The organism is Peijinzhouia sedimentorum (genome assembly GCF_049340005.1).
Lineage (GTDB): Bacteria > Bacteroidota > Bacteroidia > Cytophagales > Cyclobacteriaceae > CAXBDP01.
This window is the reverse complement of sequence record NZ_JBMPIY010000005.1, coordinates 1-17604: the sequence shown is the minus strand read 5'-3', so window position 1 is coordinate 17604 and position 17604 is coordinate 1. Positions and strand designations below refer to the sequence as shown.

At 37.9% G+C, this 17604-nt stretch carries 16 protein-coding genes; 2 read left to right on the top strand and 14 right to left on the bottom strand.

Annotated elements, in window-relative coordinates:
- Positions 1-35: 35 nt before the first annotated feature.
- The 10 genes from ACOXY8_RS08890 to pseB all read right to left on the bottom strand — a co-directional run bounded on the left by ACOXY8_RS08890 (position 36) and on the right by pseB (position 11077).
- Positions 36-2507 carry a GumC family protein gene (locus ACOXY8_RS08890; RefSeq protein WP_458331224.1) on the bottom strand — a complete coding sequence of 824 codons (2472 nt, stop codon included), beginning with the start codon at positions 2505-2507 and terminating at the stop codon, positions 36-38.
- 5 nt (positions 2508-2512) lie between these two features.
- Entirely contained in the window at positions 2513-3358 is an 846-nt protein-coding gene (locus tag ACOXY8_RS08885) for a polysaccharide biosynthesis/export family protein (RefSeq protein WP_458331223.1), read from the bottom strand.
- Positions 3359-3414: 56 nt separating this feature from the next.
- Positions 3415-4263 carry a 3-deoxy-8-phosphooctulonate synthase gene (gene kdsA / locus ACOXY8_RS08880; protein ID WP_458331222.1) on the bottom strand — a complete coding sequence of 283 codons (849 nt, stop codon included), beginning with the start codon at positions 4261-4263 and terminating at the stop codon, positions 3415-3417.
- Positions 4244-4813 (bottom strand): KdsC family phosphatase, encoded by a 570-nt coding sequence (locus ACOXY8_RS08875; protein ID WP_458331221.1) that lies wholly within the window; start codon positions 4811-4813, stop codon positions 4244-4246. The genes kdsA and ACOXY8_RS08875 overlap by 20 nt, the downstream gene beginning before the upstream one ends.
- A 133-nt stretch (positions 4814-4946) precedes the next feature.
- A complete protein-coding gene (pseI, locus tag ACOXY8_RS08870) occupies positions 4947-6005 on the bottom strand; it encodes a pseudaminic acid synthase (protein ID WP_458331220.1) in 1059 nt (352 codons plus the stop codon).
- Positions 6006-6077: 72 nt separating this feature from the next.
- Positions 6078-7490 (bottom strand): UDP-2,4-diacetamido-2,4,6-trideoxy-beta-L-altropyranose hydrolase, encoded by a 1413-nt coding sequence (gene pseG, locus ACOXY8_RS08865; protein WP_458331219.1) that lies wholly within the window; start codon positions 7488-7490, stop codon positions 6078-6080.
- Entirely contained in the window at positions 7487-8116 is a 630-nt protein-coding gene (locus ACOXY8_RS08860; RefSeq protein ID WP_458331218.1) for a pseudaminic acid biosynthesis-associated methylase, read from the bottom strand. The genes pseG and ACOXY8_RS08860 overlap by 4 nt, the downstream gene beginning before the upstream one ends.
- Before the next feature lie 6 nt (positions 8117-8122).
- Positions 8123-8815 carry a pseudaminic acid cytidylyltransferase gene (gene pseF / locus ACOXY8_RS08855; RefSeq protein WP_458331217.1) on the bottom strand — a complete coding sequence of 231 codons (693 nt, stop codon included), beginning with the start codon at positions 8813-8815 and terminating at the stop codon, positions 8123-8125.
- A 95-nt stretch (positions 8816-8910) separates the two neighbouring features.
- Positions 8911-10068 (bottom strand): UDP-4-amino-4,6-dideoxy-N-acetyl-beta-L-altrosamine transaminase, encoded by a 1158-nt coding sequence (gene pseC, locus ACOXY8_RS08850; protein WP_458331216.1) that lies wholly within the window; start codon positions 10066-10068, stop codon positions 8911-8913.
- A gap of 1 nt (position 10069) precedes the next feature.
- On the bottom strand, positions 10070-11077 hold the full coding sequence (gene pseB / locus ACOXY8_RS08845) for a UDP-N-acetylglucosamine 4,6-dehydratase (inverting) (protein ID WP_458331215.1): 1008 nt from the start codon (positions 11075-11077) through the stop codon (positions 10070-10072).
- A gap of 187 nt (positions 11078-11264) precedes the next feature.
- Here pseB and ACOXY8_RS08840 point away from each other — a divergent pair, with 187 nt between their 5' ends.
- Together ACOXY8_RS08840 and ACOXY8_RS08835 are read left to right on the top strand one after the other, a co-directional pair.
- The gene (locus ACOXY8_RS08840; protein ID WP_458331214.1) at positions 11265-13697 is read left to right on the top strand and encodes a penicillin acylase family protein; all 2433 of its coding nucleotides are present in this window, start codon (positions 11265-11267) and stop codon (positions 13695-13697) included.
- Positions 13698-13702: 5 nt separating this feature from the next.
- Entirely contained in the window at positions 13703-14077 is a 375-nt protein-coding gene (locus ACOXY8_RS08835) for a hypothetical protein (RefSeq protein ID WP_458331213.1), read from the top strand.
- Positions 14078-14110: 33 nt separating this feature from the next.
- Here ACOXY8_RS08835 and ACOXY8_RS08830 read toward each other — a convergent pair whose 3' ends face one another.
- From ACOXY8_RS08830 to ACOXY8_RS08815, 4 genes are all read right to left on the bottom strand, one after another.
- Complete coding sequence (locus ACOXY8_RS08830) at positions 14111-14452, bottom strand: type II toxin-antitoxin system HicB family antitoxin (protein WP_458331212.1); 342 nt, start codon at positions 14450-14452, stop codon at positions 14111-14113.
- A gap of 40 nt (positions 14453-14492) precedes the next feature.
- Entirely contained in the window at positions 14493-14828 is a 336-nt protein-coding gene (locus tag ACOXY8_RS08825; RefSeq protein ID WP_458331211.1) for a type II toxin-antitoxin system HicA family toxin, read from the bottom strand.
- Positions 14829-15166: 338 nt separating this feature from the next.
- The gene (locus ACOXY8_RS08820) at positions 15167-15625 is read right to left on the bottom strand and encodes a hypothetical protein (protein ID WP_458331210.1); all 459 of its coding nucleotides are present in this window, start codon (positions 15623-15625) and stop codon (positions 15167-15169) included.
- Positions 15561-16697 (bottom strand): DUF4221 family protein, encoded by a 1137-nt coding sequence (locus ACOXY8_RS08815; protein ID WP_458331209.1) that lies wholly within the window; start codon positions 16695-16697, stop codon positions 15561-15563. The genes ACOXY8_RS08820 and ACOXY8_RS08815 overlap by 65 nt, the downstream gene beginning before the upstream one ends.
- Between the last annotated feature and the right edge of the window lie 907 nt (positions 16698-17604).

Here is a 17604-nt window from a genome sequence, read left to right as displayed (position 1 = left end):
ATTTGCCAGACTTTTTCATTTATTAATATGTTCTCTTACTTTTTAGTCTTTTTCTTCTTACTTCTAAATAGCCTCTTCAATACACTCTCCTTCTTCTCGAAATCTTCAGAATAATACCCGTAACCATAGCCGTAGCCGTAACCATAGCCATAGCCATAGCCATAACCATAGCCGTAACCATAGCCATAACCGTAGCCGTAGCCATAACCATAATCGAGTTTCTTGTAATCTACGTCATTGAAAATTACCGCTACATTTTTGATTTTACCGGTTTGATAAAGCTCATTCAACCCAACTAATGCTCGCTTGGTAGAGTGATCCTGACGAACCATGAAAAGGTTAGCATCAGAGTATTTCATAATCTCCATTCCATCCGCTACAAGCCCCACTGGTGCTGAGTCAATTATTATAAAATCATAATGTGCTTTAAGGGTATCCATCAGTTTGGTAAACCTCGAGCTCATAATCAATTCAGCAGGATTTGGTGGGATATCACCTGGCGTAATTGCGTAAAGATTATCTACAACAGTTTTATTGGTTATTTCTTCTTCAGTAGCCATCCCCGCCAAATAATTACTTAGCCCCTTGTGAGAATCCATTTTGAAGTTCTTATTATAAACGTGAGGCTTTCTCATATCCGCACCCACTATAATCGTCTTCTTACCTGAAATTGCAATTACACTGGCAATATTCATGGCTGAGAATGTCTTTCCTTCACCGGATACTGTAGAAGTTACCAATACCACTTTAGTCGCTGCCGAATCATCCAATAGAAATTGGATATTAGAACGAATGACTCGAAAGGCCTCTGTTATACTGGATTTTGGCTTTTCAATTACAATTAGATTGCTTTCTATATCTGAGTGACCAACCATACCAAGAAATGGTATATCACTAATTGCTCTAAAGTCTTCTAAGGAAAGAATCTTATTGTTGAAGAAATCTAGCAAGAAGATAATGATGAATGGAATTGCAGCACCAATACCTCCTGCAATCATATAAATTCTATTTGGTTGAGGCTTAATTTGACCTCTATTACCCGCAGGCTCTAGTAATTGATAATCAGATGTATTGGAAGCTCTTTGAATTTCTAAATCCGTTTTGCGAGATAATAGCAAAACGTAAATATTTTCATTCAACCTAAACTCACGCTGAATTCCCTGAAAAACTGCTTCAGCCCCAGGTATCTTGCGGATTTCACTTTTAAGCCCCTCAAGCTCTCTATTCAAAATACTCTTTTGATTCTCACTTCTAAGCTGAACATTTCTGATGTTTTCTTGTAACTGTTCCTTAATTCTTGCAAATTCAAGAAGTTGGGTTTCATACAATTGATTTGCAACAGGATTTTGTTCTTTGCGACCTTCATTTAGTCTCAGCTGGGTTTGCAATTCAACTAATCTTTCAAGAAAAGCTGCAGCTATTGGATCGTTCACTCCAACGGATGCGGGTACCAGTGGGCGGGTAGTTTCTGCCTCTTCTACTAAATAATTTTCTAAATAATCATAATAATTAGTTTCAATTTCTAAAGTAGTCAATTGCTCTTGTACGCTTTTGATTTCCTCATAGATGTAAGAAGCATCATCTGAAATACTAATGGTACTTCTGCTTACATTAAAATCTTCAATTTTGCTTTCTGATAAACCCAATGAGTCATTGAAGGCTACTAATTGTTGATCGATAAAACGGATGGTATTTTCTGCAACCTGATTCTTTTCATCAAGATTATAATCAATAAAGGCTTTTATGTAATTATTAAGAAAATCAATATCCTTAGCTGGGTTCACTCCACTCATTGTAAGTGTCAATACAGATGCTTCTGGAATCTTTTGCTCAATAAAAATTTTACTGCCATAGGAACGCGCCAATCCAGCTGGGGACTCTGCTCTAAAAAATAGCTTATCTCTTCCGTAGCTCACCCATTGTTCTTGGTTTACCAGGAATACCTTAAATTTAAATCCAAGCCAGTCAAGTTCTTCTCCAAACTTAAACACTTTGCCTTCTAAAGCATTTTGAAAAGCCCCACCTTCAACCTCGGCAGAAAAGGTACTTACATCAATTAAGTTAAGCCTAAACATTACTCCATAAGGAATAGTGTTATTTTCTCCCTCAAACTGGACAATAAATGGAGTGTTCTTATAGAGTTCAGATGTTCTCACTGAGCCTTCAAGCCAATATGAAGTTTCCCAATCAAGCTCCTTTATCATATTCTCCATTAATCCAGAGCTTTTGAGTAGAGCAATCTCATTATGTAGATTATTGGTTGGCTTGAACATACTTCGGGCTTGCTGCTGTCCATAGATATATTCAGAGGCTTCTCTCACCTCCTTTTTTATCATTTCAGCAGATACTCTGTAAATTGGCGTAGTATAGCGGATTATCAGAAAGGCAACTCCTAAAGCAGCACCTACTGAAAGCAAGACAAAATACCACCTTGAAAGTGTTTTAAATAAGACTTTACGTAATATCTCTAATTCATCTGGGCCTTTTTTGACAGGACGATTTTCCATGTTAATTAGCGGGATAAAAGAAGAATTAGGTTGAAAATAGTCAAACCAAAACCGATTGCCGTGGTGACTGTAGATTGTGCCAAAGTAACATTACGTACTGGTAATGGATCAACCACAAGCATGTCATTTGGCTTAAGGTAGAAATAATCTGAGGTAAATAATTTATCATCAAGCAGATTAATAATAATCAATTCAACTTTCAAACCATCCCTTCTGTAAAGTTTAATATTTTCTCTATCAGCATCTATTGGCAATCCTCCTGCTAGCGAAAGTGCTTCAAGAATATTCAATCGCGGGAGGAATGTTTGGTAAATAGCTGATGGACCTACAGCGCCTAATATATACAGCTGAAAATTCATCATTCTAACATCCACTACTACATCTGAACCGATTGATTCTCTAGCTATTACTTGAATTTCATTCTTTACTTCTTCTAATGTTTTCCCTTGTACATAAAGCTTACCATGTACAGGTAAATCTATATTTCCCTGGCTATCTACAATATAACCTGAAAGAGCTGCTGCACCTGGGCCCATCATCATTTGATTTTGCTGTTGGCCTCCTTGACTTCCTCCCATTCCAAGATTAAAATAATTTAATTCCTCTTCAGTTTCCAGCAAAGTCCTTACTCTGATCGATAAAATGTCCTCTGGCTTAAGCCTGTGCTCAAATTCCTTAAGCCACAATGTCTTAACTACTGTGTCTTTTGGAAGAAGGCTAATATCCTCCACTGATTTATCTTGTACGTAGGAAATTTGCTTGTTGGGAACACAAGAAAATATGCCTGCAGCGATTACTAATAAAACTAAAATTAGAGCCGGGAATTTTCTTGAGGCTTGTTGGTCTTTCATGTGCATTGTCTAAAACAATTTCAAAAATAAGAATAAGGCTTACATTGCCAAAAAAGCTATTCCAAATTCAGGGTTTTAATTGCGTTTTGGATATCCCAATATTGCTTAACTGAGCTTAGAAAAGTGCGCAACTGAGCTAATGGAATCATATTAGGCCCATCACTCAGCGCTTGCGATGGATTTGGGTGAGTTTCAATAAAAAAGCCATCCACTCCTACCGCTGCAGCTGCATTGGCAAGATAGGGTGTGAATTCTCTCAAACCACCCGATTTACCTCCCGCCCCACCAGGCTGCTGCACACTGTGAGTTACATCCATTATTACGGGCGCAAACTCACGCATTATCGGTAATGAACGAAAATCTACCACTAAATTTTGATAACCAAATGTTGTCCCTCTTTCCGTTAACGTAACATTTGGATTGCCAGTCGATTTCACCTTATCTACAGCATATTTCATATCCTGCGGTGCCATAAATTGACCTTTCTTAATATTCACTGCTCTACCGGTGCGGCCGGCTGCTTCTAGCAAATCAGTTTGGCGACAAAGAAAAGCGGGAATCTGCAATACATCAACCACAGAGGCCACTTCCGAAGCTTGATATGACTCATGGATATCCGAAACGACTGGAACATTGTAAGTATTTTTCACCATGTCCAAAATGACAAGAGACTCTTCCAAACCCAATGAGCGAAATGATGATCCTGATGTTCTGTTTGCTTTGTCGAATGAGGCTTTAAATACATATTCAAAACCCAAATCATTAGCAATCTTCTGAACTTCCTCCGCAATTTCAAGACAAAGATCTTCGCTCTCTACAACACATGGCCCAGAAAGTAAAATAGGTTTTCCTGCCCCCAATTCCATTTTAGGTGTGAAAAAAACCTTATCCGTATAAATTTTCATTCAAATAATAATTATCTCGTAAAATCTGATCCATCATATCTTGGGCAGCTAATATTAAATCTGCCACCTCTCGCAAAACTCCTTCACCACCCTTTGCAGCTGTTACCAAATCTGCCTGTGCTTTTACATATTCCGGCGCATCGGCAGGCGTTACTCCCAAACCACTAATGGATATGGGTTTGATATCCGGCAAATCATCACCGATATAGGCAATTTCATGAAAGCTCAATTGAAGCTTTTTGCGAATTACGTCCAATACACCCAGTTTATCCTGAACTCCATGATAGTGATAATCGAATTTCAACTCCTCACATCTGTGCTTTACCACTTTGGAATCACGCCCTGTAATAGCGCAAAGCTTAAATCCCATATTCCTGAGTACTGCAATAATTTGTCCATCACGCACATGGAACTTCTTAAACTCCAGCCCATTATTGTCATAGATTATGCCGCCATCAGTTAGTACACCATCCACATCGAAAGCTAATAATTTGATGCGAGCAGCTTTGGAAATTATGTAGTCAGGGTATTGAGAAAGGATACTTTGCATACGGCTCAAAGATAGGATTAAATGCGCAGAGGTCGAGAATTTAAGATAAATTAATATTTATAAAATGCAGATCGAAATGCGAAATTTCAAGCTTAGAACGAATATCAGCTTAGCTTATGTTAATGACGGTAAATTAATTTAATAGATCCATTGAGAATCGGGTTCCTTTTTCACAGTCATTGCGGAATTTTCGCCCCATTATATCAGGCAAATATTTGGGATGCAAGCCATAACCCGGACGAATTGATCTCACGTTTTCTTCGCTGATGACATCTCCTGCTTGCACATCTTTCACCACATATAATGACCTACTAAATGAGCGAGCCTTCACTTGCTTTTCTGTAGGCTGATAATCAATTTTCCCTATCGCTTTTTCAGTCACTCTTACAGCAGCCACCATATCTGCAAATTCCTTTTCATCAAGAGAAAAGCTTGCATCTGGCCCACCAATCTCATGATTCAGAATAAAATGCTTTTCAATAACACGAGCTCCAAGCGCCGCGGCAGCAATTGGCACAGCAATTCCTATTGTATGATCACTCAAACCTGGCGTTACACCAAATCTTTGCGCAAAGTCATTGATCATTCTCAAATTAGCTTCTTCAATAGGCGCCGGATAATTAGAAGTGCATTTTAATAACACGATCTCATTATTTCCTTGCTGACGGCATGCATTCAATGCTTGATTAATGTCCTCTTCAGAAGCAATTCCAGTGGAAATTATCACAGGTTTGCCTTTGGAAGCCACATACTTGATCAAAGGAATATCAGTGATTTCGAAAGAAGCAATTTTATACGCTGGTACATTCAACTTTTCTAGAAAATCCACGGCTGTTTTGTCAAATGGGCTAGAGAAACAAATCAAACCTTCTTCTGCAGCAATTTTCATTATCTGCTCATGCCATTCCCATGGAGTATAAGCTTCTTTATACAAATCATACAGATATTTGCCATCCCAAATTGTTCCTTGATCTAGCTTGAAATCAGGATTTTTGCTGTCGATTGTTATTGTATCAGCTGTATAGGTTTGAAGCTTAATTGCATCAGTTCCAGCGCGCTTAGCGGCCTTTACGGTTTCTAAAGCTGTTTCTAAACTACCATTATGGTTAGCGGATAATTCAGCGATTATGAAAGTAGGATTCCCCTCTCCAATTACTCTATCTGCAATACGTAAGGACTTTCCAGTGGCCATTGTTAAAAAATATTTTCAATTAATATTATAAAAAATCAATTAGATTTAACTGCGAACCTAATACTAAATATTTCATTTGAAAAATTGAAAGCGGTCATTTTGATCCACGGCTACAAAACCTAAAGCTTCGAAGATACAGATAGAAGCCAAGTTTTCCTTCATCACATAGCCAACAACTCTTTTTACATTACTTCTAGACTGTTCCATTTTGCCTATTGCAGCCATTAACATCGGCAATGCCAAGCCTTTCCCATGACATTTTGGATCAAGCAAATAACTAATTGTCGCTTCAGTGGTAGCTATATCAAAACGCACTGAACCAATTATTTCATTCTTGTAAAAGGATTTATAATAGAGCACATTTTCATCCGTATTTTTTTTAGCAAACCATGCATTATGCTCACCTGCTTTTATTGGCTTCTGTTGAAATGAGTATTTCCTCACTTCAGCATTTGTGGCCCATTTATAAGTCAAACCTACATCTTCCGCTTGCATATTCTCCAAGCGGATATCTTGTGACATTGCTAATTGCAAAATTGCCTTCTTGATACGATCAGGGCTCTTTTTATCTATCAGATTGGCTTTTTTCTCAGGTTTATGGAAAAAGGAATTTAAAGCATTTTTAAGATTTTCAGATTCAAATTTTCCTGCATCATAAAAGCAACCTTGCGCTTTCAACCCTTCATAAAACAGCTTTTGATTGTCCACATAATAGCCTGAAATAATCTGGCAATTTGTGGCCATTGCTTCATAAATAATGCTGCTTGCTGGCACTATAGCTAACTCACTTTGGCTCATTAACTCATGCATCTTCTCTGCATCAACTGCATGAAAATACTCAATATTTTGCTGGCTATTATGGATGAAATCTTCCAGTTCAGATTGGAATTGATAGGCTGCGCCAGTCACTATTGTACATTTGTCAAACTTGGGAAATGAGGATAATACCTCTAATGTTTTAAGACTTAAATTCAACGGATCGGCACCACCAAAGCAGATAAAAACAGAATTGGCTATTTTCTCTTGCAGATGAGTTCGAAAAAATATTGGACGCAAAAGCGCATAATCAGCTCCTAGTAAAAAGCGGGAGGAGAAAGAAGTTTGGTAATCGCTTGCTTGTATTCCCGGCGCTTGGTTGAGTATAATGTCTGCAAATGGATTTCGAGCTTTGAAATCGCTGATCAAAATAATACGTGCTCGACTTTTCTTGATTTGCGCTTGATATTCCAAGCCAAATCCATAGCCATCCAAAATCACTATTGAGTTAGTATTGAGCAGACTTACAAACTCATCCTCCCGCTCAATTATCTCGATGGTGAATCCTGCAGAGGAAATTTCTTCAGCTAATTGCGTTGGGATTTCTTTGCAAAAGAATCGAATTTCGAAAGCATCTTTTATCATTTGAGCCAATGCAAAACATCGTATCACATGGCCAAGCCCTATTTTTTCGCTTGCATCCGCCCTTATGAAAACTATCCTTTTCAAGCTTTCACTTTTTCCATCAAAAACCAAGTGATATCATCGGCTGGGAATATCGGATCTTTATGATATTGAAAACCATAATCCACCAAGCGTAAATCCCCAAAAGTATTGAGCATTTCTCCTGCAAAATCTCTTTTGAAAAGTCGACCAGAATGTCCTCTGTAATTAATCTCCACAGGAGAAGGGTTATAGTACTCAGCCACCAAAATATAGCGGGAGGATGAATCATAAAGCTTCTGATAAACTAGTGGCAATTCAGCTGGATTTATGTGAATCAAAACACCTTTGATCAGCACCAAATCATAGCTTTGTTGGGCATCGAATTCCAAAATAGATTGATTGTGAACCGCAACCTCCGGCATCAAATTCTGTAATTGCTCGCTAGCCGTTTTGTTGATTTCAATCGCCGATAAAGTCGCATTTGGAAGCAGCGTTTCTAGCGCTTGCAGGTTCATCCCAATATTTGCTCCAAACTCAATAATAGAAGCAGGTTTGGCGGTTTTTAGCATTTTGGTAAATAGTGCCAAATTTGACGCTAGCAATTCCTTGCTTTGGTTGCGTTTGATATATTCCTCACCAAAACTACCCGCCCAAAATTCTTCTTGCTCTGTTCTATATGATTTGTTCATTCGAATTTAATCTTGTTTGTTTATCAAGGAATACTTCATTTCCGCAAGCTTCCAATCCACTTCATTATCAATATCTTGAGCGGTCAGTTCAGAAATAATCATTGCGCCAGTTTTAGGCATTAGTAAGCTTTTTGATTTTAGAAATGCATCTACTTGAAAGAAGTAAAATTGCCCTGCATCCATATAGGCTTTTTGTAAATCTTGCGAGCGAACTGTTGAAAATTCTGGATTAACAAAGCCCAATCTGCCATCATTTATTCTTAGTGCTCTTTGGATGGGATACGAAAATGGAACCACCGGATAGATACTATCCAATTCCTCGTCAATCATTCTGGAATGAGCATTTTGCAATTGCAATGGAGTAACAAACGGAGCTGTTGGATACAAGCAGCAAGCCATCGCAAAGCGCTTGTCAATTCGTTTATATTCGTCAATCACCTCTACCAATACTTCGGCGGTCGTGGCAAAATCATCAGCATTTTTTGGCGATCTAAAAAAGGGCACTTTCGCTCCATATTTTTTAGCCATTTCAGCTATTGCGTCATCGTCTGTAGAAACCATCACTTCGTCAAAAAGCCCTGATTTTAACGCAACCTCAATTGAGTAAGCAATGATCGGCTTCCCTAGAAATGCTTTGATGTTTTTGCCGGGTATTCGCTTGCTTCCTCCTCGCGCCGGAATGATGGCTAAATTCTTCACAGGCTTGAAATGATGTTTCTCAAATTTATGGTAAAATATTGAATTGACACTTTTGATTTAGGTTAATCCAAAAAAGCTATACTCTCAAAAGATCATTAAGCGAATGACTTTAAGCATTCAATAACCTTCTCTATCACAAAATCCTGCTCCGCTTCGGTCAAGGTTGGGAACATTGGTAAACTGATGCATTGGCTGTAATAACTTTCGGCATTTGGAAAATCGCCCGTCTTCCAGCCAAACTGCTTATAATAAGGCTGTAAATGCACTGGGATATAGTGAATCTGTGTGAGAATTCCATGCGCTCGCAAGAAGTCATAAAGCTCCTTTCGCTTCTCTACTTGGATCACATATAAGTGATATGCATGGCCTTCTACGTTGCCCGATTGATGTTTTATCTCTTTGACATCAGCAAAGGCATTAGCATACTTTTCTGCGATTTCTCTACGTTTTTGCAAATTGGGTACAGCTCTTTGCAATTGGCTAGTACCTAAGGCAGCTTGAAAATCAGTAAATCTATAATTGTAGCCTAGCTCTTGCATTTCGTAATACCATCCACCATCATTTTGGCTCATTTCTGCCGGATCTTTGATAATTCCATGCGTTCGATATAATCTCGCCTTTCGAGCCAATTCAGGATCGTTTGTGGTGATCATCCCTCCTTCACCACAAGCAATATGCTTTACCGGATGAAATGAAAATATGGCCATCTCAGCCAAATTTCCATCTCCACATTGGTAGTGCTTTCCTTCTGCATCATGGAAAAATCCGCCTGGGGCATGACAAGCATCTTCGATTATCCACAGACCATATTCATCTGCGATTTCGCGCAATGCTGGCAAATCAGCCGGGCGGCCTGTTAAATCCACCGGAATAATTCCGACAATATTTTCAGCATCTGCTTCAAGGATTTCCCTCACCTTTTTTGGATCAATTGTGTAGGTTTCAGGATCCACATCTGCAAAAATCACTTCTCCTCCACAGTATCTCACGCAATTGGCGGAGGCTACGAAGGTAAGCGGACTGGTAATCACTCTTTGGCCAGGTTTCACATCCAATGCCATAGCGCATAAATGCAAAGCAGCAGTCCCATTTGCCACAGCAATAGCATATTTGGCTCCTACATATTCGGCAAAGGCATTTTCAAATTCGGCAATTCGAGGACCTTGGGTGATAAATTCGCCTTCCAAGGCTTCGATTACTGCCTGCTTATCTGCATCGGTAATGTGATGCTTGCCATGAGGAATTATATGCATATTAGGCTAATTCTGATTGAAGATCTGTTTGGATAAGTTCACGAATTTGCTCTACTGAAAGAAAATCTGGGTTCTTACCCGAATTATAATTGAAGCCTTCCGCAACAGATTGCGCTTCGAAATGGCTAATATATTTTTCTAAATTGAAATTCGGCTGTTGCGGGAGGATACTGTAGTATTTGCCCAAATCGTATGTAGTATATGAATCCGCTTCGGTGATCATTTCTTCATGAACCTTTTCACCTGGACGAATTCCCACAATCTTTTGGGTAGCTTCTGGTGCAATTGCTGTTGCTACATCTGTAATTCTGTAAGACGGTATTTTAGGAACTAGGATCTCTCCTCCCCAATGATTTTCCAATGCCCAAAGCACCATATCAACTCCTTCTTGCAAAGTGATATTGAAGCGAGTCATGCGTGGGTCGGTAATCGGTAATTCACCCTCCCGTTTCTTTTTCATAAAGAATGGAATCACAGAACCTCGCGAGCCCATTACGTTTCCATATCGCACGACAGAGTACTTCAAATCTCTCGTTCCTCGTATATTATTAGCCGCTACAAATAGCTTATCAGAACACAATTTTGTTGCTCCATATAAATTTATCGGCGCAGCAGCTTTGTCTGTAGAAAGTGCGACAACATCTTTTACACCGCAATCCATTGCCGCATTTATCACATTCTCAGCACCCATTATATTCGTCATAATACATTCCATCGGATTGTATTCCGCAGTAGGGACTTGCTTGAGAGCGGCAGCATGAACAATAATGTCTATCCCTTCACAGGCTCTTTTTATTCGATCTTTATCACGGACATCACCAATAAAAAACCGCAGCTGCTTATATTTATTGAGATCATAGTCTTGAGCCATTTCAAATTGCTTCAATTCATCTCTAGAGAATACTACAAGGCGCTTAATACCAGGATATTTTTGAAGTACCGTTTTCACAAATTGCTTCCCAAATGAGCCTGTACCACCCGTAATTAAAATCTTTTTTCCGTCAAGCATAGTCTAAAATCTAAGAACACGAAGGTAATATATATATAGATAAATTGATGCTTAAATGCATCATTGAGCATACGCATTGGCCAAATTTGCAATCGAAAGAAAAAAATTAAAGCTAGTCTGAAAAAATTTATTTTAATTACCTTCCATTATCTTTGACACTCAAATAGATTTTCGGTAAATCAATTCTATGAAGTTATTCAAATTTCTCCTCTCCCTAGCTCTTACTGCTGCCTTAGTTTTTGTACTTGAAACCAAGTTTGGTTCGGTTCCGCCATTAGGAAAGTTCCTAAATCCTGTGGGTGGTTTTTGGCAAAATGCTGAAAAAACTGAAAACCAATTTATCGATATTGGCATTGGAGCCGGAGTAAATGAGCAGGTGCAAATCCTTTTTGACGAAAACCTAATTCCGCATATTTATGCCAACAACGATTATGACCTTTACTTTGCTCAAGGCTATGTAATGGCGCAATTCCGTCTTTGGCAAATGGAATTCCAAACCAGAGCCGCAGCGGGTCGTCTATCAGAAATAATCGGCCCGGACGCCATTGAATTTGACCGACTACAAAGAAGAAAGGGAATGGGATTCGCTGCTGAGAATTCTCTGAGAGAGGGAGAAAATGATGGGCAGTTTACCTCCATCATGCAAGCTTATTCTGATGGAGCAAATCATTACATCAATAGCCTTGACTACGCAAATTTACCGATTGAATACAAACTATTAGGCTACGAGCCAGAGGAATGGTCGCCTTACAAATCGGCGTTATTCCTGAAATACATGGCCGATATGCTTTCAGCAAGTGAGACTGATCTGGAAAACACCAATTTTGTTGAGTTATTCGGCAAGGAGCGATACGACTTCCTTTTCCCTGAAGTATTTGACAATCCTGATCCAATTATCCCAAGTTCTACTGTTTACGATTTTGAACCAATCGAAGTGAAGGAGCCACTTGTAAAGGGCTTTCCTTGGTCGAATACAGATGAAATATATGAAAAGCCTGATCCACTAAACGGCAGTAATAACTGGGCCGTTGCCGGCTCCAAAACAAGAAGCGGAAATCCAATATTGGCAGGCGATCCTCACTTAGGTTTGAACTTACCTTCCATTTGGTACTCTTTGCACTTAAATGCTCCAGGTGTCAATGTGATGGGCGCTGGTTTGCCGGGAGCACCGGGCGTTATCATTGGCTTCAATGACAATATCGCTTGGAGTGTAACCAATGCCCAAAGAGATGCGGTAGATTGGTATAAGATTCAGTTTAGAGATGAATCTCGTCAAGAATATTTCTTCAACAACACTTGGCTCAAAACCCAAATGAGAATTGAAGAAGTGAAGGTATTAGGTGGAGAAGCTTATGTTGACACGGTAATTTACACCCATCATGGCCCGGTGGTTTATGATCATACTTTCAACCAAAAAGAGCAATTAACTGGCTATGCAATGCGCTGGATTGCTCATCAAGGCTCTAAAGAAGTAATTGCATTTCATCAACTCAATAGAGCCAAAAACTACACAGAATATACTGAGGCACTTAAGAATTATGGCAGCCCAGCTCAGAACTTTGTATTTGCATCCAACCAAGGAGACATCGCTCTATGGGTACAAGGCAAATTCCCAATCAAATGGGAAGGTCAAGGCAAATTTCTGATGGATGGAACACAACTCGATCACGATTGGCAAGGCTTTATTCCAATGGAGCAAAATGCCCATGTACTTAATCCTGAACGCGGATTTGTAAGCTCGGCAAACCAACACCCTCACGACACTACTTATCCATATTGGAGTTTCGATAGCAATTTCGAAGCGTGGAGAAATAGACGAATCAACAGTAGACTTACTGAAATGAATAATATTTCAGTGTCGGAGATAATGGCACTGCAAAATGACAACTTCAATTTAAAAGCCTCTGAAACCCTCCCGCTTTTAATTCAAATGACGGAAGGAATGAATTTGAATATCGAGCAAAGTGATATCTTAGATCTTGCAAGAAACTGGGATTTCTTCAACGATGTAGATTCTAAGGGAGCATCTGTTTGGGAAATATGGTGGGATAAGATTAGAAGAATGTCTAATGAGAAATTTAGAACTGCATCAAAACCGCTAAAGCTTGTAGGGGAAAGAAGATTTCAAGAATTGCTGGCTGAATATCCTGAGGATGAAATTTTCGATTTGCCAGAAACTTCTCAAAAAGAAACAGCTAAGGAGATAGTGCAACAAGCATTGTTAAGTGCAATCGACTCATTGCAAAACTGGTCTGCTGCCAATGATGGTAAAGAATACGCTTGGGCGAATTTCAAAAACACAACTGTACAGCATTTATTACCACCTCTTACACCATTCACTGTTTCCGGTGTGCAAGTTGGTGGCAACCGAAGCATCATCAATGCTACTGGACCACGTCACGGAGCATCATGGCGCATGGTGGTAGAGCTAGGCTCTAAGCCATCTGCTTTTGGCGTTTATCCTGGCGGACAATCGGGCAATCCAGGTTCCAAATTTTATGATAATATGATTGAGATTTGGGCTAAAGGTGAATACCTGAATTTGAAAGCATTGCCGATTGCAGAGATGCAACAAGAAAATATCCTCTTCACACAAATCATTGATCCTCGCAACGAATAAGACTTATGAAATTTTTAGTAAAAACAATCATTATTGCCGCCATAGCCTACTTTGCCAGCCAATCCTTTCCTTGGTATTCGGTAGTAATTGCTGCATTTCTTGGCTCCTTACTTATTCGTACTTCAGGATTAGTTTCTTTTGTTAGCGGATTTTTAGCGATCGGATTATTGTGGTTCACTTTGGCTTGGTTGATAGATTTTGAATCAGGTTCCTTATTAACGAAAAAAGTTGCTGCCATTTTCCAGCTCTCAGCACCACTTTTATTGGTGTTAGTTACTGGCCTAGTTGGTGGAATAGCGGGAGGATTTGGCGCACTGACAGGCACAACCCTCCGCCAAATTTTCGAGCAAAAACGTAGATCGGGCGGGTATTATAAGTAAGCATATTTGTTCTCAACAACTGTATTAGAAAAATCAAACAGATTCTTTACTGACCCTGTGTCTGATGGCTTCTGCAACAAAATTGTTCAATGAGACTTTGTCTTCCATTGCAAGTAGAGCCGCCAATTGGTGCAAGGATGCTGGTATTCTCACATTAAAACTCCCTTTAAACGGTTTTTCAGGAGATTTTCCCTCTGCCTTACACTCGGCTAAATAGCTGTCAACAGCTTCTTTAAAATCTTGCTCTAAAAGTTTTCCGGTTTCTCCTTCGTAGGAGATCAGACCTCTAATTCCCAGAACTTTACCATAAAGGAGGCTATCCTTAGGGCTATACTCAATACTGCCTGTATAACCTTTGTATTCAAGATATTTCATAACTCCAATATTTCCCTAATTTGTTTTGATTGGTATTGCTTCATGATTCCGCTTGGATGTGGTTTGTGGAGCTAATAGGAACGCCTTCTACATTCTCAAATTTCACCCTCGAACCAGAGGTCTTGCCTTTTTTCACTTCCTCAAAACCAAAATAACCTAGCAGTTTTACCATCTCATCATAATGAAAATCGGATGGCATGCCTAAAAACCTAGCAATTAGTTTTTCCCTCCTAGACATAAACTCAAAGTAACTGCATTTAGTTGCATTTTCCAAATCAATTAAATCCACTCTAACCAACTGTTCGACATTTGCAATGTCGCACTCCTGATAAAGAGGATTTGCAATCCGATAATCAATCAAAAGCAAATCATTCACCTCCATCGCAATTGTCTGAATTAAGATTTTTAGGATTTGATGATTTTAGGATTTGGACAATTTCAAAGAAAATCATTAGTTCGAGCTCCATCGGAGCGTAACATCCATAGTCCGCGGTTTCAACCGTGGGATAATGGAATTGTACAAATTATCCTCCCGCACAGTCGGTAAAAAATTAGGGTAAGATATCAATCATTGTCTGCCGAACACCCTATCTCCTCAACTTTCTTTATTTTTTGAGTCAATGACCACTATCGCAATTATCTGAACTATCTCACCTAAAGGGAGGGAAGGGATTTTTTTGATTTAAGGACTAATAGAATTTCTAGTTATATAAATTACAATTTAATTTTCTCCCAAATAATAAAATTATCACTAGAAGCTATCTCATACCATAATAGTTTTCCGGCATTATCAATTTTTAGTACTGTTGGGTAGGATAAATTATAACCTAGTTTAGCGATTTTATTATCTCTATCAATTAAAAATTGAGAACCCTCATATAAAATTGATTTAAATTTTATTTGTTGAGATTTTAAATCATTAATATTATACAATATAAAAACATACTTTTCATTATTAGAATTACCTTCCATAAAATCCCTAGCATACTTTAAACATGCTGGACACCCTGATTCAGGAACCAAAATGATATATTCCAAATTAGAAGTTCTATCAGAAATAATTTGATCTATAGATACTCTAAGGACTTCATTATATAATTCCTGTTCTTTATTTTGGCATGCCGACAGAAATACTATCAAGCAAAAGTTTACTAAAAACCATTTCCCTTTCATTACTCATACTTTTTTCCTTATTGTAAAAATAAATTCCCTGCGGTGTAATAAAATAGCTAAAAAATCCTAATTCATCAGGAAAATCACCCTCACCTAAAACATTAAAATTCTTATCCAAAAGTATTACACCAACTTTCTGAGAGGAAAAATCTCCATTTCTAATTGCCTGCTTTTCGATTGGATAATGAACAAACCTAATAATGTTTTCATTGATAGGATCCTGTAGTACTTGTCCATACCATCCATTCTGCATTTCATACGATTGCAATTCGGGGATACTCCTTCTGGACGATCTTGTAACACTTTTGTTAAATTCGAGTAAATCGCTTTTCGCTAAATAAGGCCTCCCATATTTATTATCCATATCAATAGAGTATCTAAAAATTGAGTCGGTTACCCCATAACTTACCAATAAAGCTCCATCTAAAAGTAATAAAGGATATGACCTATAACTATTAAATATTCCCCAAACACCTTGATTATACTTTGAAGGATATTTAATGGAGTAAAGCAATTCACCATTAAAATCAACTACTTCTACTGATGTAGAGACATTCATCTTATAAGTTGTATGTGAACTATACTTTGGAAATACAAACCCATTTTCTGCTAGTTGTATATGCTGCGTACCATTTACATTTAAATATGATCTTGAAAGATCATCCCCCTTATAAAATTGGGTGAAATTATATAATGAGTCCATCTCATAAATAGTTTGAGCATTCATTGAGAAAATCATAAAATGATCCTCAGAAATAACTTTAAAGCCTTTAGTTGGATTACTTATAATGCCTTTGGTATTATCTGGAGACAATACTAATTTTTGAACTAATGATTTGTTTTTAAAATCAAATTTATCTAAATGATTGAGATTAGAGTTGATGGAAAAGACATAAGGATTTCCAAGACTGTCAACAAAATATTGAGCTGCAAAAGAATAATTAGAGGTACTATCATCAATAGCAAATACTACATCCTCTCCAATATCCAAGACAATTCTTTGGTTTGTTAAGCTAGTATTACATGAGACAAACCCCAAAAGGAATAAGACAATAGATAAAAATGCTTTCATATACTGCAAAATTAAAAACGACATCTTTTAGGATGCCGTTTTAAAATGACTAGGGAAAGATAGTCCTTGGAGTATAATTATCTGTCCATGGACAATCAAATACTTGCTCATCATAAATACAAGACCACCCATTATCCTCATGGTTACAATAACCCAAATTACCTGGAAAATACTCATCCCAGATACAATTTCCTATGAATTGACCACTCGCCCCAACAGACATAAAAGTCAATACAATAGATAAAGCAAACAATCTTTTTTTAAGTGTTTTCATAGAAATAAACAATTTAAAATTAGACATTCATTTAAAAACAACATCAATAAGAATACAATTTAATAAAAAAAATAATAATTTAAAATTAAATGAATTTATTTAGAGTCTGTTAAAAAATTCTACTATTCTAGATTATTGAACCCAGTTCTACTGGTTAACTAAAATGAGCTTTCATTTTATCGCTTTTTACTTGACTTTTTATTATTGAGATTATGGCTTTCCTAAATGTTTTCCATCTCCTAGCGTGCTTTTGTAAAGCTTGCAGATCTTAATTTTAGAATTTGTAATTCAGAGGCCCATAGAAACGAAAAAAAGAGAAAGTTTTATTAGGCTAATTGCATCATCACTTATATAGATAAGGAAAATAAATTGGAAAGCTTTACAAAACTATCCCAATGGGGTCTCCATCAAACCTACTGTTCGACATTTGAAATGTCGAGCTCCAGATAAATCGGATTTGTAATCCGATGGTATCTTCCAGCAAATCATCCACAGCCATCGCAATTGTCTGAACTATGATTTTTATGATTAATTGATAGGCTATGATTTTTTTCAATGTGTCGTCCTGAAATAAGTTTACAGGTTTGAAATGAAGTCCTAGAATAGATTTACAAATTTAAAATAATCCTGTTA